We start from the raw sequence: 20,943 nt of genomic DNA, 5'->3' as shown, positions 1-20,943 counted from the left end.
GGGTGGCGTCCCGTACGACGGCCTGACGGCTTGGGTGGCGTCCCGTACGACGGCCTGACGGCTTGGGTGGCGTCCCGTACGACGGCCTGACGGCTTGGGTGGCGTCCCGTACGACGGCCTGACGGCTCGGGTGGCGTCCCGCACGGTGGCCCGGCGGCTCGGGTGGCGTCCCGCACGGTGGCCTGACGGCTGGGGGCGCGCAGTTCCGCGCCGGTCCCGCGCGGACGCCTGACGTTCGGATACGCGAGACCGTCACCGCGTCACCTGGGCCGGCTGGGCCACCCGGGCCGGGGAGTGTCAGTGCCCCGGCATATCCTGATCCCGAATGGCCATCGGCTGACGAAGGGGTCCGAAGGTGCCGTCGATGCTCGATGCGGTCGTGGTGGGTGCGGGACCGAACGGACTGACCGCTGCCGTGGAGCTGGCCCGCCGCGGCTTCTCCGTCGCCCTGTTCGAGGCGCGGCCCACCGTGGGCGGCGGCGCCCGCACCGAGGAGCTGACCCTCCCCGGCTTCCGGCACGATCCGTGCTCGGCCGCCCACCCCCTCGGCATCAACTCTCCCGCCTTCCGCGCCATGCCCCTCGACCGCTACGGCCTCGAATGGCTGCACGCCGACCTGCCGATGGCGCACCCCTTCCTCGACGGCAGCGCGGCCGTGTTGTCCCGGTCGGTCCCCGAGACCGCCGCCTCCTTCGGACCACGCGACGCGGGCGCCTACCGCAGGCTCGTCGAGCCGTTGCTCGCCCACTGGGACACCCTCGTCCGGGACTTCATGTCCCTGCCACTGACCGCGCTCCCGCGCGACCCCGTCACCCTGGCCCGCTTCGGCCTGGCCGGGCTGCCCCCGTCCACCTGGCTGATGCGCCGCTTCAAGGACGACCGGTTCAAAACCCTCTTCGCGGGCCTGGTAGCCCATGTGATGGCTCCCCTCGGCGGGCCGGCCACCAGCGCCATCGGCCTGGTCTTCGCCCTGTCCGCCCACGCCCGCGGCTGGCCGGTGCCCCGGGGCGGCTCCCAGGCCATCTCCGACGCGCTCGCCGCCTACCTGACGGACCTCGGCGGCGCCGTGCACACCGACTACGAGGTCAAGCGCCTGGACGACCTGCCGCCCGCGCGCGCGTACGTCTTCGACACCTCGCCCACCGCGCTCGCCCGCATCGCCGGCTTCGGCGACCACTACGCGAACTACCGGTACGGTCCCAGCGTCTTCAAGATCGACTACGCGCTGGACGGCCCGGTGCCCTGGACCGCGCCCGAGGCCCGGGGCGCCGGAACCGTCCAGATCGGGGCGAGCAGTGCCGAGATCGGCACCGCCCTGCGTGCCGCATCCCGTGAGGGCCGCGCCCCCGACAGACCGTTCATGATCACCGTGCAGCCCAGCGTGGTCGACCCCAGCCGAGCCCCCGAGGGCAAGCAGGTCTTCTGGGCGTACGGTCACGTCCCCAACGGCTGGTCCGGAGACCTCACCGACGCCATGGAGCGTCAACTGGAGCGCTTCGCCCCCGGCTTCCGTGACCGCGTGCTGGCCCGCGCCGTCGCCGGCCCCGCCGAGATGGCCGCCCGCAACGCCAACTACGTCGGCGGCGACATCGCCTGCGGCGCGGCCTCCGGACTCCAGCTGCTGCTGCGCCCCAAACTGTCCCTGTTCCCGTACCACACGCCCCACCCGGCGGTGTTCATCTGTTCCTCGGCGACCCCGCCGGGGCCGGGCGTGCACGGCATGTCGGGGCACAACGCGGCCAAGGCCGTATGGCGCAGACTGAGACAGCCATGACCACCATCACCCTCGTGCGGGGTGACATCACCCGGCAGAGCGCCGACGCGATCGTCAACGCGGCCAACTCCTCCCTCCTCGGTGGTGGGGGAGTGGACGGCGCGATCCACCGCCGCGGTGGCCCCGCCATCCTGGAGGAGTGCCGCAGCCTGCGCGCCTCCCGGTACGGCAAGGGCCTGCCCACCGGTCAGGCGGTCGCCACCACGGCGGGGGAACTGGACGCCCGCTGGGTGATCCACACGGTGGGCCCGGTCTGGTCCGCGACCGAGGACCGCTCCGGCCTGCTCGCCTCCTGCTACCGCGCGTCCCTCCGCGTGGCCGACGAACTGGGCGCCCGCACGGTCGCGTTCCCGGCCGTCTCCACCGGCGTGTACCGGTGGCCGATGGACGACGCGGCGCGCATCGCCGTCGCAACGGTCCGAAACACGCCGACGGCCGTCGAAGAGGTGCGCTTCGTCCTCTTCGACGACCGGGCGTACGAGGCCTTCGCCCGGCAGGTCGGCTGACGGCCGACGGGGAGCGTGTGCCGCCTGGCCCGGAGTGGTCCCGCGCGGGACAACCGGACGACCAGCGGGAGAACAACGAGAAGGACGGGCGCGGCCGGGGAGGTCGCCCGCCCGGCGGCCTTCGGCCGAGGCGTCAGGTCCCGCTCAGCTCGCGCAGCGTCCGGCCGAGCAGTGCCACGCCCTCGGCGATGACCCCGGGCGGGGTGGCCGCGTAGCCGAGGACGAGGCCGGGGCGGCCGGGCAACTGCTGGTGCCAGGACAGCGGCTGGCACTTCACACCGTGCGCGAGCGCTGCCTCGGCGGCCTCGGTGTCGGACACGTCCGCCGCGTAGGTGACCGTCAGGTGCAGGCCGGCCGCGGCGCCGTGCACGACCCCGCCGGGCAGGTGCTCGGCGAGGGCGGCGATCATCGCGTCCCGGCGCCTGCGGTGGCGGCGGCGCAACAGCCGTAGATGACGCTCCAGTTCACCGGTCTCCATGAGCCGGGCCAGTACCAGCTGCGGCAGCACCGCGTTGCCCAGGTCGTTGAAGCGCTTGGCGTCGATCAGCCCGGCGCGGTAGCGGGGCGGCGCCACCAGCCAGCCGATGCGCAGTGCCGGAGCGAGCAGCTTCGACACGCTGCCCATGTAGCACACCCGGTCGGCGAGCAGCGCGTGCAGCGCGGGCACCGGCGGCCGGTCGTAGCGGTGCTCGGCGTCGTAGTCGTCCTCCAGGATCAGCCCGCCCTCGCGCGCCCAGCCCTGCAGCTCACGCCGCCGCTCGCCGCTGGTCACCACCCCGGTGGGGAACTGGTGGGCCGGGGTGAGGAGCACCGCTCGGGCTCCCGTGGCGCGCAGCGCGTCCACCCGCACCCCGTCCTCGTCGACCGGCACCGGCGGGGTGGCGAGGCCCCCGTTCCGCAGGTGCTGGCGTGCCCCGAGGGAGCCGGGGTCCTCCACCGCGACACCGTCGATGCCGTCCGCCCGCAGCACCGGGTGCAGCAGGGTCAGCGCCTGCGCGGTGCCCGCGACGATCAGCACCTCGTCCGGCCCCACCCGTACGCCCCGCATCCGGGCGAGCCAGTCGGCGACGGCCCGCCGCAGCCGGGGAGCGCCACGCGGGTCGCCGTAGCCGAGGTGGCCGGCGGACAGCTCGGCGAGGACGGCGCGTTCGGCGCGCAGCCAGGCGGCCCGCGGGAAGGTGGCGAGGTCGGGACGGCCGGGTGTGAAATCGACGGCGGCGGGGGCGGCCCGCAGCGCGTCGAAGACGCCCGCGCCCGGTACACCGGTGAACAGCGCGCCGGGTGCGGCCCGCTGGGTCTGTGCTGTCGTGCCGGGTATGCCGGTGGGGTGCGTGCCGGGTGTGGTCCGCTGGGTCTGTGCTGTCGTGCCGGGTATGCCGGTGGGGTGCGTGCCGGGTGTGGTCCGCTGGGTCTGTGCCGTTGTGCCCGGTAGGCGGGTGACCTGCGTGCCGGGCACGGTTGGTGCCCCGCTCTGCCGGGCCGCGCCCTCCGCGCTCTGCGAGTCCGCGCCTGCCGTGGTCTTGCTCTCCGCGCTCTGCGAGTCCGTGCTTGCCGTGGCCGGGCTCTCTCCGCTCCGCCGGGCTGCGCTTGCCGTGGCCAGGCTCTCCCTGCTCTGCGAGTCCGTGCCGCCGGAGGTCGCGCTCTCCCCGCTCCGCCCGGCCGCGCCTGCCGGGGTCGCGCTCTCCCCGCTCCGCCGGCCCGCGCCCCCCGAGGTCGCGCCGTGCCCCCTCCGCCCGGCCGCTCCCCCGGACGCCGCGCTCTCCGGGCTGTACCAGGCCGCCCCCTCCGTGCTCTGCGAGACCGCGCCCCCGGGGGCCGCCGGGTACGGGTACGGCGCCGCGACCACCACCGTGCCACCGCGCCGCCGGCCCTCCACCTGGCCGTCCTCGGCGAGCCGACGGTACGCCTCGGTCACCACCCCGCGCGAGACCCGCAGCTCCGCCGCCAGCACCCGGGTGGGCGGGAGCCGGCCGCCCACCGCCAGCCGGCCGTCGGCGATCGCCTGCCGCAGTCGGCCGGTCAGCCACTCCGCCTTCCCGCCGGCGGGGACGTCACCGACGGCCAGCTGCAGGAAGTCGGAGCCGTGGTCCGGGACTTCCCCCGCTGTCGGCACCGCTCGCCCCTCGTCCACCGTGCCCATGCTGTCACCTCGCCCTGCCGGCCCCGCCCGCCGGGCTCAGGGACCGAAGACGAACTCCGGCGCGCCCGGGGCGAGCAGAGCCGTCGTGGTGACGGCACCCCAGTGCGCCGCCACCTCCTCCTCAAGAGTCTTCAGCAGCTCGGGCAGCATCTCGGTGCCGCCGTCGTGCATGGCCTCCGCCACCACCAGCACCCGGCCGGTCCGCTCGCCTACCGCGGAATGTCCACTCTGCCGGTGCGTCCAGCGACGGGCGTGTGCCCGTCCGGTGGAGTCGACGAAGGTCACCTCGCCGGGCGCGGGATGCTCGACCCCGCCGCCGAACGTCGTGTACGTCTCGTCCCCGCGAGCCGGGCGCACCTCCAGCAGTGGCCCGGCGATGCGGTCGGCGTCGAGGACCGCCACCGGCACCGCGTACGCCACCGAGAGGGCGTTGCACAGGTCCACCAGCGGGTGGATGCGCGGCAGCGCCCCCTCCTTGCGCAGCCGCCGCAGCAGCGACTCCGACGCACACCGGTACTGCGTCGGCTTCACTCCCATGCGGGTGAACGTCCGCCGCCAGGCCAGTACTTCGGGGAACTCGCCCTCGGTGGCTCCGGCCAGCCGGGCCGCGGCCCGGGTGGTGTACGCGGCCGCGCGCGGCCCGGTGTCCACAGAGGCATCGACGCCGGTGGCGTACAGCGCGCCGGAGGACAGCTCGGGAAACGCGGCCCAGATGGTCTCCGCGTGCCGGAATCGCATGATCATGCCACCGCCGCTCGCGCACCGGGGCCCGCAGGTGCCGCAGCGCGCCGGGCAGGGGCCGGTGGAACCGGGGTGACCAGTGGGATCGAGACGCTCAACAGGACCTCCTCGACGTTCGGGAACACCACCCTGCCCAGGTCGGGGCCCGGCGGCCAGGGCCAAACCAGGCTCGAACGACCGGTCCATATTCCCGGGCCCCCGGCCGTAGGCGCGGCCATGGCCATGCCCCTGCCAGTCCGACGGCGGCCCCGCGTACGCCCCCGCCCCTGGCCCGAGACGCCGGCGGCCCGCGTGGCATCATCGGCCGGGGTCAGGACCACCGCCGCACGAGGAGCACGATGGACCCCGCTCTCACCGCCCCGCCCGACGCGGCCGCCCCCGGCCCGAACGGAGCCGAGAGCCCGAGGCGGCCCACCGGCCTCCCGGACACTTCCCCCGAGCCGGACGGCCTCCCGTCGCCGGACCACTCCTGCCTGCCGGACCACTCCTGCCTGCCCGACGACTCCTCCCTGCCGGATCGCCCCTCCCTGCTGGACGGCTTCTCCTTGGAGATGACCGGCAAGGACGTCCTCCGGCTGGAGGAGGCCCGCGACTGCATCCCGCCCGGTACCCGGATCAACATCACCTTCCTCGCCGGTGAGGACCTCGGCATGCGGCTGGCGGCCGCCCGCGCGGTCAAACGGCTCGGCTTTGTCCCCGTGCCGCACATCTCCGCGCGCCGCCTGCCCTCCCGCTCCGCCCTGGAGGAGTTCCTGTCCGGGCTGGCGGCGGACGGCACCTCCGGGAACGTCTTCGTCGTCGGCGGCGACCCCGCCCGCCCCGAGGGCCCGTACGAGGACGCCCTCGCCCTCCTGCGCACCGGTCTGCTGCGGCGTCACGGCGTCCGCCACATCGGCATCAGCGGCTACCCGGAGGGCCATCCGGCGATAGCCGGCCCCACACTCTGGTCGGCGCTCACCGACAAGGCCGCGGCCATCGGCGCCGACCGGTTCGGCGGCGACGTCATCACCCAGTTCGGCTTCGACGTCGACCCGGTCCTCACCTGGCTGGAGGCCGTCCGCGCCCGCGGCGTCGACCTGCCGGTCCGCATCGGTGTCCCCGGCCCGGCGGGCGTGCGCCGGCTGCTCGGCTACGCCACCCGGTTCGGCGTCGGCACCAGCGCCTCCGTCGCCCGCAAGTACGGTTTCTCGCTGACCAACCTGATGGGAACGACCGGCCCGGACCGCTTCCTGCGCGCACTGGCCGATCGGTACGACCCCGCGCGGCACGGCCGCGTGAAGGTGCACTTCTACACGTTCGGCGGGCTGCGCACGACCGCCGAGTGGGTCGCCCGGTTCCGGCGGGAGACCGCCGAGGAGCAGGCCGGCGCGGCCGCATCACGGACGGGCTGAGGGCGCCTCCTGGTCACGCCCGCGTACGTGTCGGATTTCCGCCAGCGGCCGGGCCCGGCGCTCGTCGATGCTGGAGGCATGCAGACAGGGATGCACCTCGACCGGGAGCACTGCGTGCGCGCCGTGCAGTCCAAGGACGCGCGGTTCGACGGGTGGTTCTTCACGGCCGTCCTGACCACTCGGATCTACTGCCGGCCCAGCTGCCCGGTGGTCCCGCCCAAGGCCGAGAACATGACGTTCTACCCGAGCGCCGCCGCCTGCCAGCAGGCCGGCTTCCGGGCCTGCAAGCGCTGCCGCCCCGACACCAGTCCCGGCTCCCCGGAATGGAACCAGCGCGCCGACCTGGTGGCCCGCGCCATGCGGCTGATCGCCGACGGCGTCGTGGACCGCGAGGGCGTGCCCGGACTCGCCACCCGGCTCGGTTACAGCACCCGGCAGGTGGAGCGCCAGCTGCTCACCGAGCTGGGCGCCGGGCCCCTCGCGCTCGCCCGCGCCCAGCGCGCCCAGACCGCGCGCCTGCTCATCGAGACGACCCCGCTGCCCATGGCGGAGATCGCCTTCGCGGCCGGCTTCTCCTCCATCCGCACCTTCAACGACACCGTCCGCGAGGTCTTCGCCCTGTCCCCGAGCGAGCTGCGCGCCCGGGTCCCCGGCAGCAGCGCGGCGGGCACCCCGGGCACCCTCCTCCTGCGCCTGCCGTTCCGCGCCCCGCTCAACCCCGACAACCTCTTCGGTCACCTCGCCGCCACGGCCGTACCCGGTGTCGAGGAGTGGCGGGACGGCGCCTACCGGCGCACGCTCCGGCTGCCCTACGGGCACGGCGTCGTCGCGCTCGCCCCGCGGCCCGACCACATCGCCTGCCGCCTCACCCTCGGCGACCTGCGCGACCTGACCGTGGCCATCAGCCGCTGCCGCCGCCTGCTCGACCTGGACGCCGATCCGGTCGCCGTCGACGGCCGGCTGCGCACCGACCCGCTGCTCGCGCCCCTGGTCGACCGGGCCCCGGGACGCCGGGTGCCCCGCACCGTCGACGAGGCCGAGTTCGCCGTCCGTGCCGTCCTCGGACAGCAGGTCTCCACGGCCGCCGCCCGCACCCACGCGGCCCGCCTGGTCACCGCCCACGGCAAGCCCCTCGACGACCCCGAGGGCGGGCTCACCCACCTCTTCCCGTCACCTGAGGCACTGGCCGCCGTGGACCCCGGGACCCTGGCCATGCCGCGTACCCGGCGCACCACCTTCACCACCCTTGTCCGGCAACTGGCCGACGGCACCCTCCACCTGGGTGTCGAGTCGGACTGGGCGGAGGCCCGCGCCCGGCTGCTCGCCCTGCCCGGTTTCGGGCCCTGGACGGTCGACGTCATCGCCATGCGCGCCCTCGGTGATCCCGACGCCTTCCTCGCCACCGACCTCGGGATCCGCCGGGCGGCGGGGGAGCTGGGCCTGCCGGCCACTCCGGCCGCGCTCACCGCACGCGCCGAGGCCTGGCGGCCCTGGCGGGCGTACGCGGTGCAGTATCTGTGGGCGACCGACAGCCACCCGATCAACTTCCTCCCCGTATAAGCCCCTCAGAGAAGGTTCAGCAGTGAAGCGCCACACCGTGATCGACAGCCCGTACGGTCCGCTCACCCTCGTCGCCGACGCGGACGGCGCCCTGTGCGGCCTGTACATGGCCGGTCAGCGGCACCGCCCGCCCGAGGAGAGCTTCGGCCCGAACGAGGACGGCCTGCGCTGCTTCGCCGAGGCGGAGGAGCAGCTGTCGGCGTACTTCGCGGGCGAGCTGACGGAGTTCACCGTCGGACTCGCCCTGCACGGAACACCGTTCCAGCGCGGCGTGTGGGCGCAGCTCACCCGCATCCCCTACGGCGAGACCCGCACCTACGGCGAACTCGCCCACGCCCTCGGCAGCTTCCGGGCCTCCCGCGCGGTCGGCCTCGCCAACGGCCGCAACCCCGTCGGCATCATCGTCCCCTGTCACCGGGTGATCGGCTCCGACGGCAGCCTCACCGGCTACGGCGGCGGCCTGAACCGCAAGCGGCAACTGCTGGACTTCGAGCGGGGAACGGCCCTCTTCTAGCGCACACTCCCGGCACCGAGGCGCCGCAGGAGTTCGGGCAGGGCTGTACCGATGGGCTCGCGGATCACCTCATGGGCCAGCTCGTCGTACGGCGTCGGCTCGGCGTTGACGATGATCAGACGGGCGCCGTGGTCGGCGGCGACTCCGGCCAGACCCGCGGCGGGCTGCACCTGCAGACTGCTGCCGACCGCGACGAACACGGTGCACGCCTTGCTGATCGCCAGGGCCTCACCGAGGACCACCGGGTCCAGCCGCTCGCCGAACATCACCGTCGCCGACTTCAGGACACCGCCGCACACCAGGCACGCCGGATCCTCCTCGCCCGCCTCGACCCGGGCGAGGGCGTCCTCCATCGACCCCCGCGCCCCGCACCCGGTGCACACCACGCTGCGCGCGCTGCCGTGCAGTTCCAGCACCTTGCGGGCGGGCATGCCCGCCGACTGGTGCAGCCCGTCCACGTTCTGCGTGATCACCCTGACCGGGACGCCGGACCGTTCCAGCTCGGCGACGGCCCGGTGCGCGGCGTTCGGCTCGGCCTTCAGCGCGCGGTTCTCGCGCCGCATCCGCCAGGACCGCCGCCGGATCTCCGGGTCCCCCATGTAGTACTCGTACGTCACGAGCTTCTCGGCCTCCGGGTCGCGCCGCCACAGCCCGTTGGGCCCGCGGTAGTCGGGGATCCCGGAGTCGGTGGAGACACCGGCCCCGCTGAGCACGGCGACGAGAGGCTTGATCATGTACCCGAGGGTAGGCCGGGCGTACCGGCTCCGGCGAACGGATATGGCTCAGCCGGAGCACGCCCGGCGCACGGGGGCCGGGCACCGGGGCGGGGGCGCCCTCGGGTCGGCCGGATTCCGGCCACGGCGGGGAGCTTGCGATGCTAGCGTCCGGGCATGGCCAAGGTGACTGTCTCGCTCGACGCCCAGCTCGTCGTGGAGGTCATGGTGCTCGCCGGTGTGGGCAGCCCCCAGGACGCCGTCGAACTCGTCGTCCGCGACTACATCGAGCGCGGACACCGCACGGAGGCGCGGGTCGCCGCCCGCGACGAGGCGCTGCGTGAGGTGGACGCCAAGCCGAGGGACCCGGAGGGCTGACCGGTCAGGCCACCCGGTGGCCGTTCTCCAGTTCCACCGGGCCGGAGCCGTCGTCGAGGACGTCCAGGGCGGCCAGCACGCGGCGGCCGAGCGCGTCGGGCAGATGGCCGGTGATCTCCTCGCGGGACACCAGACGCCAGGACAGCAGTTCCTCCTCCTGCAGCCGGATCGCCTTGAAGTCGGTCTCGGCGAGGACACCGCCGTCGTACAGGTACGCCACCAGCGGCGGCCGCCCCGCGCCGTGCACCCAGTCCACGGCCAGCAGCCGGCCGAGTTCCCGGTCGAGCCCGATCTCCTCCAAGGTCTCCCTGCGGGCGCCCTGGCGTGGAGTCTCCCCGTCGTCGGACTCGATGGTCCCGCCCGGAAGCGCCCAGCCCTCACGGTAGTTGGGCTCGACGAGCAGCACCCGCCCCTCGGCGTCCCGGAAGAGCGCGGCGGCACCGGCGAGGACCCGAGGCAGGCTCGCGATGTACGCGGCGAAGTCAGGAGTGGTCATTCCGCTGAGGGTAACGCCAGCGCGGCCGCGGCCGCGGACGCGACCCGGCCTCCGCCGCGCGAGACGGGGCTCGGCACGCCGAACTCCGCGGGCAGGCCGCCGTCCTCCAACGGCTCGCCGGCGCCGGCGAGTTCCACACAAACCGCGACTCCGGCCAGGTCGAGTTCCACGTACTCCGGCATGGGCTCATTGTGCCGATCGCAACACCTTCATGAGGGTGCTCACGACGGATTCGAGCCGCCGGACACGGCCTCCTCCCGCCGCCCGGTCGCCAGCCGCAGGGTACGCGCCGCCAGGTCGCTGATCCGTACGCCGTCGAAGCCGAACACCGCGCTGCGGACGGTGTCCTCCAGCGGGTCCTTCCACTGGTCCGGGATCGCGGCCGCGCCGGTGAGGACTCCGGCCACCGAGCCGGCCGTCGCCCCGTTGGAGTCGGTGTCGAGGCCGCCGCGCACGGTCAGGGCGATGGTCCGGGTGAAGTCGCCGTCGCCGTACAGCAGCCCGGCGGTGAGCACCGCGGCATTCGGCACGGTGTGGATCCAGCCGAGCCCGGCGGTCTCCGCGGACAGCGTGGCCAGGGTCTCCTCCCACGGCAGCCGCGTCTCGTGCAGCGTCGCGACCCGCCGCACGGTACGGGCGAGGCGGCTGCTCGCCGGGATCAGGCCGAGCGCTCGCTCCAGCGCGTCCCGCACGGTCGCGGCGGTGAAGGTCGCCGAGATCAGCCCCGCCGCGAACATCGCGCCGTAGACGCCGTTGCCGGAGTGCGACAGCACCGCGTCCCGGCGGGCCAGGCCGGCGGCGCGGACCGGGTCGCCGGGGCAGGCCCAGCCGTAGACGTCGGCCCGGATGAGGGCACCGATCCACTCCTGGTACGGATTGTCGTACGTCGCCGTCACCGGCGGCTTCAGCCCGTTCGCGAGATTGCGGTACGCCGCCCGTTCCGCGGTGAAGGTCTGCAGGTACGGCAGCCGGAGCAGCCACAGGTCACCGACCTGCTCGGTGCTGAAGCCGAAGCCGTGGGTCTCCAGCAGGTGCAGGCCGAGGATCGCGTAGTCCACGTCGTCGTCCCGGCAGCTGCCGTGGATGCGGCCACGCACGCAGGCGCGCCACTCCGGACGCAGTACGGCGGTCTCGGCCGGGTCGGCGGGCTCGGGGAGGTAGTCGGTGAGCGGCAGGGCGGCGGCCCGCCGCAGATAGCGGTCGATGCGGTCGCGGGTCCACACCTCCCCCTGTTCGACCGGCTTGCCGAGCATGTTGCCCGCGATCCGGCCGAGCCAGCCGCCGTGGATGCGGTCGGCGAGATCGGGCTCGGTGCGCCGGGTGGTCATGGGCCGGGTGGTCATGGCTGGGGTCTACCCGGTTTCCCCGGCCGCCTCCCAGCGACTTCCCACGGTTCGGTCGGTGCATGACGGCAAGGGCGTCCTGAGGTTAAGGTCGCAGCGGCGCGACTGGCCCTGACGTGCGCGGGGCCCGGAGAGCAAGGGGAAAGCAAGGTGGCGGACGCTGCAGTGAACGAGACCCGACGGGTGCTCATCGCCGCGGACAAGTTCAAGGGCTCGCTGACGGCCGTACAGGTCGCCGAGCGGGTGACGGCCGGGCTGCGCCGGGCCGTGCCGGATCTTCGGGTCGAGGCGCTGCCGGTGGCCGACGGCGGTGACGGGACCGTGGACGCGGCGGTCGCGGCCGGCTTCGAACGGCGGGAGATCCGGGTCGCCGGACCGCTCGGCCAGGAGGTCACCGCCGCGTTCGCGCTGCGCGAGGGCACGGCGGTCGTGGAGATGGCCGAGGCGAGCGGACTCCAGCGCCTCCCGGCCGGTGTCTTCGCGCCGCTCACCGCCTCCACGTACGGCTCCGGGGAGCTGCTGCGGGCCGCGCTGGACGCGGGGGCGCGGACGATCGTGTTCGGCGTCGGCGGCAGCGCCACGACGGACGGCGGCGCGGGCATGCTGGCGGCGCTCGGCGCCCGCTTCCTGGACGACGGCGGCCAGCCGGTGTCTCCGGGCGGCGGCGGGCTGGCCGGCCTGGCCCGCGCGGACCTCTCCGGACTCGACCCACGGCTGTCCTCGGTCGAGCTGGTGCTGGCCAGCGACGTCGACAACCCGCTGACCGGGCCGAAGGGCGCGCCCGCGGTGTACGGCCCGCAGAAGGGGGCCTCGCCGGACGACGTCGGGACCCTCGACGCGGCGCTCGCGCACTATGCCAAGGTGCTCGAGTCCGAGGTCGGGCCGCGGGCGGCGGAGCACGCGGCGTCCCCCGGGGCGGGTGCGGCGGGTGGCATCGGCTACGGCGCCCTGCTCCTGGGCGCCCGCTTCCGTCCCGGCATCGAGGTCATGCTGGACGTCCTGGGCTTCGCGCCCGCCCTGGAGCGGGCGTCGCTGGTGATCACCGGGGAGGGGTCCCTGGACGAGCAGACGCTGCACGGGAAGGCGCCGGCGGGGGTCGCCGCGGCGGCCCGGGCGGCCGGCAAGGAGGTCGTGGCGGTGTGCGGGCGGCTGGCGCTGGCACCGCAAGCGCTGGGACGGGCCGGGATCCGCCGGGCGTACCCGCTGACGGAGGTCGAGCCGGACGTGGCGAAGTGCATCGCGGACGCCGGGCCGATCCTGGAGCGGGTCGCCGAGCGGATCGGGCGGGACTTCCTGAACTGATCGGCGGCAACTGAGCGGCGGCCGGGCAACTGAGCGGCGGCCGCCCGGACCGTCCTGGTCCGGTTCGGTCGGTTCCCCGGCCGGTCCCGGCAGCAGCTGCCGCTCGTGAGGCCGCCGGGGAGCACGAGATCGTAGCCGGCGACCACCGGCACGCTTCGAAGCGCTGCACGCTGAACGCGAAACGGGTGTGGCCCGAGCCGCAGGGGCTCGGGCCACACCCGTTGGGTCGCGAGGACGCTCAGGGCAGCTGCGCCGCCCGCGCCTCGCGGCGGTTGTCACGGAAGTTGTTCACCCGGCGAGCCGTGGCGAACAGCGGGATCACCGCGCCCATGACCAGCTGCAGGGCGCAGCCCGTCTGGAGCAGCAGCTGGCCGCTCGGGGCGTCGAAGGCCCACGCGGCCAGCAGTCCCATGGACAGCACGATCCAGGAGAGCATCGCCCCGGCGAGGCGGCCCCGCGGCTTCGGGTACTCCACCCGGCTCACCATCAGCCACGCCGTACCCAGGATCGCCAGCAGCGTCGCCACGAAGGGCAGCTCGAGCAGCACGATCGAGACGACCGTCAGCGCGCCGAACGGCGAGGGCATGCCCTGGAACACGCCGTCCTTCATCGTCACGCACGAGAAGCGGGCCAGCCGCAGGACGACGGCCAGGAGCACCACGATTGCCCCGAGCGCCGCCACTCTCTGGTGCGCGTCGTCCGCGACCATGCCGTAGACGAGCACGAAATACGCGGGCGCCAGGCCGAAGCTGATCAGGTCGGACAGGTTGTCCAGCTCGGCACCCATGGGGGAGGAGCGGAGCTTCCTCGCCACCAGGCCGTCGAACAGGTCGAAGACCGCCGCGCAGAGCATCAGGATGACCGCCGTGGCCGCGCTGTGGCGGGCCATGCCGGACTCCTGGCTGCCGGTGAGGTGCGGGATCAGGATCCCGGTGGTGGTGAAGTACACCGCCATGAAGCCACAGGTGGCGTTGCCCAGCGTCAGGGTGTCCGCTATCGACAGGCGAAGAGAAAGAGGCATCTCCTCGTCGTCGTCCACCTCGTCGGCCTCGGGCACCCAGCCCGCCTGGGTCTCCGGATCAATCACGGTCAATGCGAGTCACCCCAGCCACGGTCTTCTGACCGACCTCGACCGCGACCTCCACACCCTCGGGCAGGTAGAGGTCGACACGCGATCCGAAGCGGATCAGGCCGATGCGGTCGCCCTGCTCGACCTTCGTGCCCTCGGGGATGTAGGGCACGATGCGGCGGGCCACCGCGCCGGCGATCTGGATCATCTCGATGTCGCCGAGTTCGGTGTCGAAATGCCAGACTACGCGCTCGTTGTTCTCGCTCTCCTTGTTGAAAGCCGGAACAAAACCGCCGGGGATGTGCTCGACCGACGTCACCGTGCCCGCGAGGGGTGCGCGGTTGACGTGGACGTTGAGCGGGCTCATGAAGATCGCGACGCGGGTACGGCCGTCCTTCCACGGCATGATGCTCTGCACCACGCCGTCGGCGGGCGAGATGACCCGGCCCGTGGCGATCTCGCGCTCGGGGTCGCGGAAGAACCACAGCATGCCCGCCGCGAGCGCGGTGGCGGGCACGGCGACGGCCTTGGCGGCGCCCGAGTGGCGGGCGCGGGCCAGGCTGAGGGCTGCGGTGGCGACGGTCGGGAGAAGCCACGGCGATGCTCCGCGCGCGAGGCGTGCGCCTACCAGGCTGTCGCGGTGTGCAGAGGTTTGGCTGTGGGGCATGGATGACCTTCGTAGCGGATGATGCCGCGCTATGACGGGGGACGGCGGCTTTCCGGGATCGTACCGGTCGCGGGCCACAACTGGGCAAGCCAGGAAGCCGAGTCGGCGACCGAAGCGTGTCTACGGGGTGTGATCTTCTTCTCGAAGAAAACACCCCGTATCCGGACAATCAGCCCTGGAATCGATACTCTTCGAGCAGCCGGCGCCCGATGATCATTTTCTGGATTTCAGCGGTACCTTCACCGATGAGCAGCATCGGGGCCTCCCGGTAGAGGCGCTCGATCTCGTACTCCTTGGAGAAGCCGTAGCCGCCGTGGATCCGGAAGGCATCCTCCACGACCTCCTTGCAGTACTCGGAGGCGAGGTACTTGGCCATACCGGCCTCGAGGTCGTTTCGTTCCCCGGAGTCCTTTTTGCGTGCCGCATTCACCATCATGGCATGCGCGGCCTCGACCTTGGTGGCCATCTCGGCCAGTTTGAACTGAATGGCCTGGTGCTGGGCGATCGGCTTGCCGAAAGTGTGCCGCTGCTGGGCGTACCGGACACCCAGTTCGAAGGCACGCTGAGCGACGCCACAGCCACGCGCCGCCACGTTGACGCGGCCGACCTCGACGCCGTCCATCATTTGGTAAAAACCTCGGCCGGTGACCCCGCCGAGCACCCGATCGGCCGGAATGCGCAGGCCGTCCATGATCAGCTCGGTGGTGTCGACGCCCTTGTAACCCATCTTGTCGATCTTGCCGGGAATGGTCAGTCCGGGGCGGACCTCACCGAAGCCCGGCTCCTTCTCGACCAGGAAGGTGGTCATCGACTTGTGGGGGGCCGTGCCCTCGGGGTGTCCTTCGTCACTACGGACGAGAACGGCCACGAGCGACGACGTACCGCCGTTCGTCAGCCACATCTTCTGACCGTTCAGGACGTACTCGTCGCCGTCCTTGACCGCCTTCGACGTGATCGCCGACACATCGGAGCCCAGGGCCGGCTCGGACATCGAGAAGGCGCCGCGGATGTCGCCGGCCGCCATGCGCGGCAGAAAGTGGTCCTTCTGCTCCTGCGTGCCGTGCTGCTTGAGCATGTACGCGACGATGAAGTGGGTGTTGATGATGCCGGACACCGACATCCAGCCGCGGGCGATCTCCTCCACGCACAGCGCGTAGGTGAGCAGCGACTCGCCCAGGCCCCCGTACTCCTCGGGGATCATCAGACCGAACAGGCCGAGTTCCTTCAGGCCGTCCACGATCTGCTGCGGGTACTCGTCGCGATGCTCCAGCTCGGTCGCGACCGGGAGGATCTCCTTGTCGACGAAGTCCCGGACGGTGGAGAGGATCTCCTGCTGGACGTCGGTCAGGCCGGCGGTCTGGGCGAGTCGCGCCATGGCTACTTCTCCTGCTGCTTCAGTTCCGGGCGGCCCGGCTGCTCGCCGCCGCGCTCCTTGATGTACGTCTCGGTGGGCACCATGACCTTGCGGCGGAAGACGCACACCAGGGTGCCGTCCTGCTTGTAGCCCTTGGTCTCCACGTAGACGATCCCGCGGTCGTCCTTCGACTTCGACGGCCACTTGTCGAGCACGGTCGTCTGGCCGTAGATGGTGTCGCCGTGGAAGGTCGGCGCCACGTGCTTGAGCGACTCGATCTCCAGGTTGGCGATCGCCTTGCCGGAGACGTCCGGCACGGACATGCCGAGCAGGAGGGAGTAGATGTAGTTCCCGACGACGACGTTCTTGCCGAAGTCCGTCGTCTTCTCCGCATAGTTCGTGTCCATGTGGAGCGGGTGGTGGTTCATGGTGAGGAGACAGAACAGGTGGTCGTCGTACTCCGTGACCGTCTTGCCCGGCCAGTGCTTGTACGTCGCCCCGACCTCGAACTCCTCGTAGGTGCGCCCGAACTGCATGGTCACGCCTCCGGAATCTCGAACTTGCTGGTGCGCTGCATGCCGGCGGCGCGTCCCTTGCCGGAGATGACCAGGGCCATCTTGCGGCTGGCCTCGTCGATCATCTCGTCGCCGAGCATCGCGGAGCCCTTCTTGCCGCCCGCCTCGGACGTGTAGTAGTCGTACGCGTCCAGGATCAGCTCGGCGTGGTCGTAGTCCTCCTGGGAGGGCGAGAAGATCTCGTTGGACGCCTCGACCTGGCCCGGGTGCAGCACCCACTTGCCGTCGAAGCCGAGGGCCGCGGCGCGCTGGGCGACCGCGCGGTAGCCGTCGACGTTGCGGATCTGCAGGTAGGGACCGTCGATCGCCTGGAGGTCGTTGGCGCGGGCGGCCATCAGGATCTTCATCAGGATGTAGTGGTAGGCGTCCGCCGGGTAGCCGGGCGGCTGCTCGCCCACGACCAGCGACTTCATGTTGATGGAGGCCATGAAGTCGGCCGGGCCGAAGATGATCGTCTCGACGCGCGGGGAGGCCTGCGCGATCTCGTTGACGTTGTTCAGGCCCTGGGCGTTCTCGATCTGGGCCTCGATGCCGATCCGGCCGACCTCGAAGCCCATGGTCTTCTCGATCTGGGTGAGCAGCAGGTCCAGGGCGACGACCTGCTGGGCGTTCTGCACCTTCGGCAGCATGATGCAGTCCAGGTTCGGGCCGGCGCCCTCGACGACCGTCACGACATCGCGGTACGTCCACTCGGTCGTCCAGTCGTTGACGCGCACGACCCGCGTCTTGCCCGTCCAGTCGCCCTCGTTGAGGAACTTGACGATGGTGTGCCGCGCCTCCGGCTTGGCGAGCGGCGCGCACGCGTCCTCCAGGTCGAGGAAGACCTGGTCCGCCGGCAGGCCCTGCGCCTTCTCCAGGAAGCGCGGGTTCGAACCGGGTACGGCCAGGCACGAACGCCGCGGACGAAGACGGTTGACGGTCATGCGGGGACCTCCAGGGGGTCGAGCTTGTTCGCTTTCCGGATCTCGTCGACGATGCGGCCGATGATTCCGGTGATGTCGAAGTCCTTCGGGGTGAACACCGCGGCCACTCCCGCGGCCCTGAGCTGTTCGGCGTCACCGTTCGGGATGATGCCACCTGCGATCACCGGTATATCTGTGGCACCGGCCACACGCAGCCGCTGGAGCACGTCCGGCACCAGCTGGGCGTGCGAGCCGGACAGGATCGACAGGCCCACGGCGTGGACGTCCTCCGCCAGGGCGGCGTCCACTATCTGCTCCGGGGTGAGCCGGATCCCCTGGTAGACCACCTCGAAGCCGGCGTCCCGGGCCCGCACGGCGATCTGCTCGGCGCCGTTGGAGTGCCCGTCCAGGCCGGGCTTGCCCACCAGGAAGCGCAGCTTGCCCGCGCCCAGGTCGCGAGCGGTGGCGTCCACCTTGGCGCGGACCTCGGCCATCGCCGAGCCTGCCTCGGCGGCGACGGCCACCGGCGCGGAGGAGACCCCGGTGGGCGCCCGGTACTCGCCGAACACCTCGCGCAGGGCCCCGGCCCACTCGCCGGTCGTGACCCCGGCGCGGGCGCACTCCAGCGTGGCCTCCATCAGGTTGCCGGTGCCCTTGGCGGCCTCCTTCAGCCGCTCCAGCGCCTTGCAGGGGCGCGGGTGGTTGAAGGGTGGCTGGTAGCGGGTGTCCCGCCAGTGCCGCAGGGACTCGACGACGCGGGCCTCGACCGCCGGGTCGACCGTCATGATCGCGGTGTCCAGGTCGGCCGTGAGCGGGTTCGGCTCGGTCGTCTCGAAGATGTTGACGCCGACGATCTTCTCCTGGCCGGACTCGATCCGCGCCCGCCGCTCGGCGTGCGAGGCGACCAGCTGCGACTTGAGGTAGCCGGACTCGACGGCGGCCATCGCGCCGCCCATCTCCTGGATCCGGTCGATCTCCGCGAGCGAGTCCTCGACGAGCTGGGCCACCTTGGTCTCGATGACGTGCGAGCCCGCGAAGATGTCCTCGTACTCCAGCAGGTCGCTCTCGTGTGCGAGGACCTGCTGGATGCGCAGCGACCACTGCTGGTCCCAGGGCCGGGGCAGACCGAGGGCCTCGTTCCAGGCGGGCAGCTGCACGGCACGCGCGCGTGCGTCCTTGGAGAGGGTCACGGCCAGCATCTCCAGCACGATCCGCTGGACGTTGTTCTCCGGCTGCGCCTCGGTCAGGCCGAGGGAGTTGACCTGGACGCCGTAGCGGAAGCGGCGCTGCTTGGGGTTCTCGATGCCGTACCGCTCCCGCGTGACCTTGTCCCAGATGCGCCCGAAGGCCCGCATCTTGCACATCTCCTCGACGAAGCGGACGCCCGCGTTCACGAAGAAGGAGATACGGGCGACCACGTCGCCCATGCGCTCCTGCGGCACCTGGCCGCTGTCGCGGACGGCGTCGAGGACGGCGATCGCGGTGGACATCGCGTACGCGATCTCCTGCACCGGCGTGGCCCCGGCCTCCTGCAGGTGGTAGCTGCAGATGTTGATCGGGTTCCACTTCGGGATGTGGGAGACCGTGTACGCGATCATGTCCGTCGTCAGCCGGAGCGACGGCCCCGGCGGGAAGACGTGCGTCCCGCGGGACAGGTACTCCTTGACGATGTCGTTCTGGGTCGTGCCCTGGAGCTGGGTGATGTCCGCGCCCTGCTCCTCCGCGACGACCTGGTAGAGCGCCAGCAGCCACATGGCCGTGGCGTTGATCGTCATCGAGGTGTTCATCTGCTCCAGGGGGATGTCCTGGAACAGCCGGCGCATGTCACCGAGGTGCGCGACGGGCACGCCGACCCGGCCGACCTCGCCGCGGGCGAGGATGTGGTCGGGGTCGTAGCCGGTCTGCGTCGGCAGATCGAACGCCACCGACAGGCCGGTCTGGCCCTTGGCGAGGTTGCGCCGGTACAGCTCGTTGGACGCCTCGGCCGTGGAGTGACCGGCGTACGTGCGCATGAGCCACGGCCGGTCCTTCTGACGCTCAGTCATCTATGACCTCGGGGTCCTCAGATGTTGCGGAAGCGGTTGATGGCGTCGACGTGCTGCGCGCGCATCTCCTCGTCGCGCACGCCCAGGCCCTCCTCGGGCGCGAGGCACAGCACGCCGACCTTGCCCTGGTGCAGGTTGCGGTGGACGTCGTAGGCCGCCTGGCCGGTGTCCTCCAGCGCGTACACCTTCGACAGGGTCGGGTGGATCTTGCCCTTGGCGATGAGGCGGTTGGCCTCCCAGGCCTCGCGGTAGTTGGCGAAGTGCGAGCCGATGATCCGCTTCAGGGACATCCACAGGTAGCGGTTGTCGTACTCGTGCATGTAGCCCGAGGTCGAGGCGCAGGTGGTGATGGTGCCGCCCTTGCGGGTGACGTAGACGGACGCACCGAAGGTCTCGCGGCCGGGGTGCTCGAAGACGATGTCGATGTCCTCGCCGCCGGTCAGCTCACGGATGCGCTTGCCGAAGCGCTTCCACTCCTTCGGGTCCTGGGTGTGCTCGTCCTTCCAGAACTTGTAGCCCTCGGCGTTGCGGTCGATGACCGCCTCGGCGCCCATCGCCCGGCAGATGTCGGCCTTCTCCGGGCTGGAGACGACACAGATCGGCGTGGCGCCGCCGGCCAGCGCGAACTGGGTGGCGTACGAGCCGAGTCCGCCGCTCGCGCCCCAGATCAGGACGTTGTCGCCCTGCTTCATGCCGGCGCCGTTGCGGGAGACCAGCTGCCGGTACGCGGTGGAGTTGACCAGACCGGGAGCGGCGGCCTCCTCCCAGCTGAGGTGGGCCGGCTTCGGCATCAGCTGGTTGGACTTGACGAGCGCGATCTCGGCGAGGCCGCCGAAGTTGGTCTCGAAGCCCCAGATGCGCTGCTCGGGGTCGAGCATCGTGTCGTTGTGGCCGTCGGAGGACTCCAGCTCGACCGACAGACAGTGGGCCACGACCTCGTCGCCGGGCTTCCAGGCGTTCACGCCCGGGCCGGTGCGCAGCACGACGCCCGCGAGGTCGGAACCGATGATGTGGTACGGCAGGTCGTGCCGCTTGGTCAGCTCGCTGACCTTGCCGTAGCGCTCCAGGAACCCGAACGTGGACAGCGGCTCGAAGATCGAGGTCCACACCGAGTTGTAGTTGACCGAGGAGGCCATGACGGCCACCAGGGCCTCACCCGGGCCCAGCTCGGGCACGGGCACGTCATCGAGGTGGATCGACTTGCGGGGGTCCTTGTCGCGGGTCTGCAGGCCCGCGAACATCTCCGTCTCGTCCTTGTGCACGGTGATCGCACGGTACGACTCGGGGAGCGGCAGGGCGGCGAAGTCGGCGGACGTGGCGTCCTTCGACTGGATCGCGTCCAGGATGTCCTTCACGGTCACGGTGTTGCCTCCGGCGGTGAGCGCCCTGAGGGAGGGGCGCTGGGGATTCGTCGGTGCTGAGATGAGTGCTGCTGAGGGTTTTGGTGAGATGTGCCGTCGGTTCGGCTGGTGG

20 protein-coding genes are annotated in these 20,943 nt (G+C 72.1%); 7 read left to right on the top strand and 13 right to left on the bottom strand.

Annotation, left to right across the window (positions count from 1 at the left end; translation table 11 throughout):
• Window positions 1–355 precede the first annotated feature (355 nt).
• Together AC07C1_RS26860 and AC07C1_RS26855 are read left to right on the top strand one after the other, a co-directional pair.
• A complete protein-coding gene (locus AC07C1_RS26860) occupies window positions 356–1,774 on the top strand; it encodes a phytoene desaturase family protein (protein WP_478942957.1) in 1,419 nt (472 codons plus the stop codon).
• Window positions 1,771–2,280: an O-acetyl-ADP-ribose deacetylase gene (locus tag AC07C1_RS26855; protein ID WP_478942955.1), complete on the top strand. Its 510-nt coding sequence runs from the start codon at window positions 1,771–1,773 to the stop codon at window positions 2,278–2,280. The genes AC07C1_RS26860 and AC07C1_RS26855 overlap by 4 nt, the downstream gene beginning before the upstream one ends.
• 133 nt (window positions 2,281–2,413) lie before the next feature.
• Here the strand turns inward: AC07C1_RS26855 and AC07C1_RS26850 are convergent, their stop codons facing one another.
• On the bottom strand, window positions 2,414–4,420 hold the full coding sequence (locus tag AC07C1_RS26850; protein ID WP_478942953.1) for an aminotransferase class I/II-fold pyridoxal phosphate-dependent enzyme: 2,007 nt from the start codon (window positions 4,418–4,420) through the stop codon (window positions 2,414–2,416).
• Window positions 4,421–4,456: 36 nt separating this feature from the next.
• Complete coding sequence (locus AC07C1_RS26845; protein ID WP_478942951.1) at window positions 4,457–5,164, bottom strand: B3/B4 domain-containing protein; 708 nt, start codon at window positions 5,162–5,164, stop codon at window positions 4,457–4,459.
• Between the two features lie 548 nt (window positions 5,165–5,712).
• Here AC07C1_RS26845 and AC07C1_RS26840 point away from each other — a divergent pair.
• The 3 genes from AC07C1_RS26840 (at window position 5,713) to AC07C1_RS26830 (ending at window position 8,626) form a co-directional block, all read left to right on the top strand.
• The gene (locus tag AC07C1_RS26840; RefSeq protein ID WP_478942986.1) at window positions 5,713–6,552 is read left to right on the top strand and encodes a methylenetetrahydrofolate reductase; all 840 of its coding nucleotides are present in this window, start codon (window positions 5,713–5,715) and stop codon (window positions 6,550–6,552) included.
• Between the two features lie 78 nt (window positions 6,553–6,630).
• On the top strand, window positions 6,631–8,112 hold the full coding sequence (locus tag AC07C1_RS26835) for an AlkA N-terminal domain-containing protein (RefSeq protein WP_478942950.1): 1,482 nt from the start codon (window positions 6,631–6,633) through the stop codon (window positions 8,110–8,112).
• A gap of 22 nt (window positions 8,113–8,134) precedes the next feature.
• A complete protein-coding gene (locus AC07C1_RS26830; RefSeq protein ID WP_478942948.1) occupies window positions 8,135–8,626 on the top strand; it encodes a methylated-DNA--[protein]-cysteine S-methyltransferase in 492 nt (163 codons plus the stop codon).
• Here AC07C1_RS26830 and AC07C1_RS26825 read toward each other — a convergent pair.
• A complete protein-coding gene (locus AC07C1_RS26825; RefSeq protein WP_478942947.1) occupies window positions 8,623–9,360 on the bottom strand; it encodes an SIR2 family NAD-dependent protein deacylase in 738 nt (245 codons plus the stop codon). The genes AC07C1_RS26830 and AC07C1_RS26825 overlap by 4 nt on opposite strands.
• Window positions 9,361–9,516: 156 nt before the next feature.
• Here AC07C1_RS26825 and AC07C1_RS26820 point away from each other — a divergent pair, with 156 nt between their 5' ends.
• Complete coding sequence (locus tag AC07C1_RS26820; protein WP_478942946.1) at window positions 9,517–9,717, top strand: type II toxin-antitoxin system VapB family antitoxin; 201 nt, start codon at window positions 9,517–9,519, stop codon at window positions 9,715–9,717.
• A gap of 4 nt (window positions 9,718–9,721) precedes the next feature.
• Here the strand turns inward: AC07C1_RS26820 and AC07C1_RS26815 are convergent, their stop codons facing one another.
• From AC07C1_RS26815 to AC07C1_RS26805, 3 genes are read right to left on the bottom strand one after another with little or no spacing between them, the layout of a single operon-like run.
• Window positions 9,722–10,213, bottom strand: a complete 492-nt coding sequence (locus AC07C1_RS26815) for an NUDIX domain-containing protein (protein WP_478942944.1) — start codon at window positions 10,211–10,213, stop codon at window positions 9,722–9,724.
• On the bottom strand, window positions 10,210–10,395 hold the full coding sequence (locus tag AC07C1_RS26810) for a hypothetical protein (protein ID WP_478942942.1): 186 nt from the start codon (window positions 10,393–10,395) through the stop codon (window positions 10,210–10,212). The genes AC07C1_RS26815 and AC07C1_RS26810 overlap by 4 nt, the downstream gene beginning before the upstream one ends.
• 39 nt (window positions 10,396–10,434) lie before the next feature.
• The gene (locus tag AC07C1_RS26805) at window positions 10,435–11,541 is read right to left on the bottom strand and encodes an ADP-ribosylglycohydrolase family protein (protein WP_478942984.1); all 1,107 of its coding nucleotides are present in this window, start codon (window positions 11,539–11,541) and stop codon (window positions 10,435–10,437) included.
• Window positions 11,542–11,721: 180 nt separating this feature from the next.
• Here AC07C1_RS26805 and AC07C1_RS26800 point away from each other — a divergent pair, with 180 nt between their 5' ends.
• Complete coding sequence (locus AC07C1_RS26800; protein WP_478942940.1) at window positions 11,722–12,858, top strand: glycerate kinase; 1,137 nt, start codon at window positions 11,722–11,724, stop codon at window positions 12,856–12,858.
• A gap of 238 nt (window positions 12,859–13,096) precedes the next feature.
• On the opposite strand, the gene pssA is transcribed toward AC07C1_RS26800, so the two are convergent.
• The 7 genes from pssA to ccrA form a co-directional block, all read right to left on the bottom strand.
• Complete coding sequence (pssA, locus tag AC07C1_RS26795; protein ID WP_356941174.1) at window positions 13,097–13,915, bottom strand: CDP-diacylglycerol--serine O-phosphatidyltransferase; 819 nt, start codon at window positions 13,913–13,915, stop codon at window positions 13,097–13,099.
• A 22-nt stretch (window positions 13,916–13,937) separates the two neighbouring features.
• Window positions 13,938–14,594 (bottom strand): phosphatidylserine decarboxylase, encoded by a 657-nt coding sequence (locus tag AC07C1_RS26790; RefSeq protein ID WP_478942981.1) that lies wholly within the window; start codon window positions 14,592–14,594, stop codon window positions 13,938–13,940.
• Between the two features lie 169 nt (window positions 14,595–14,763).
• Window positions 14,764–15,969: an acyl-CoA dehydrogenase family protein gene (locus AC07C1_RS26785; protein WP_478942939.1), complete on the bottom strand. Its 1,206-nt coding sequence runs from the start codon at window positions 15,967–15,969 to the stop codon at window positions 14,764–14,766.
• A gap of 2 nt (window positions 15,970–15,971) precedes the next feature.
• On the bottom strand, window positions 15,972–16,484 hold the full coding sequence (locus AC07C1_RS26780; RefSeq protein ID WP_478942979.1) for a MaoC family dehydratase: 513 nt from the start codon (window positions 16,482–16,484) through the stop codon (window positions 15,972–15,974).
• Window positions 16,485–16,486: 2 nt separating this feature from the next.
• Entirely contained in the window at window positions 16,487–17,446 is a 960-nt protein-coding gene (locus AC07C1_RS26775; RefSeq protein ID WP_478942937.1) for an HpcH/HpaI aldolase/citrate lyase family protein, read from the bottom strand.
• Window positions 17,443–19,470 (bottom strand): protein meaA, encoded by a 2,028-nt coding sequence (locus tag AC07C1_RS26770; protein WP_478942935.1) that lies wholly within the window; start codon window positions 19,468–19,470, stop codon window positions 17,443–17,445. Before AC07C1_RS26770 ends, AC07C1_RS26775 begins: the two co-directional genes overlap by 4 nt.
• Before the next feature lie 17 nt (window positions 19,471–19,487).
• Window positions 19,488–20,825: a crotonyl-CoA carboxylase/reductase gene (gene ccrA / locus AC07C1_RS26765; protein ID WP_478942978.1), complete on the bottom strand. Its 1,338-nt coding sequence runs from the start codon at window positions 20,823–20,825 to the stop codon at window positions 19,488–19,490.
• Window positions 20,826–20,943 lie beyond the last annotated feature (118 nt).

It is taken from the genome of Streptomyces sp. NPDC045022, assembly GCF_056432605.1.
Note: the sequence above shows the minus strand (reverse complement) of the source record. Positions and strands in the feature narration are given on the sequence as shown.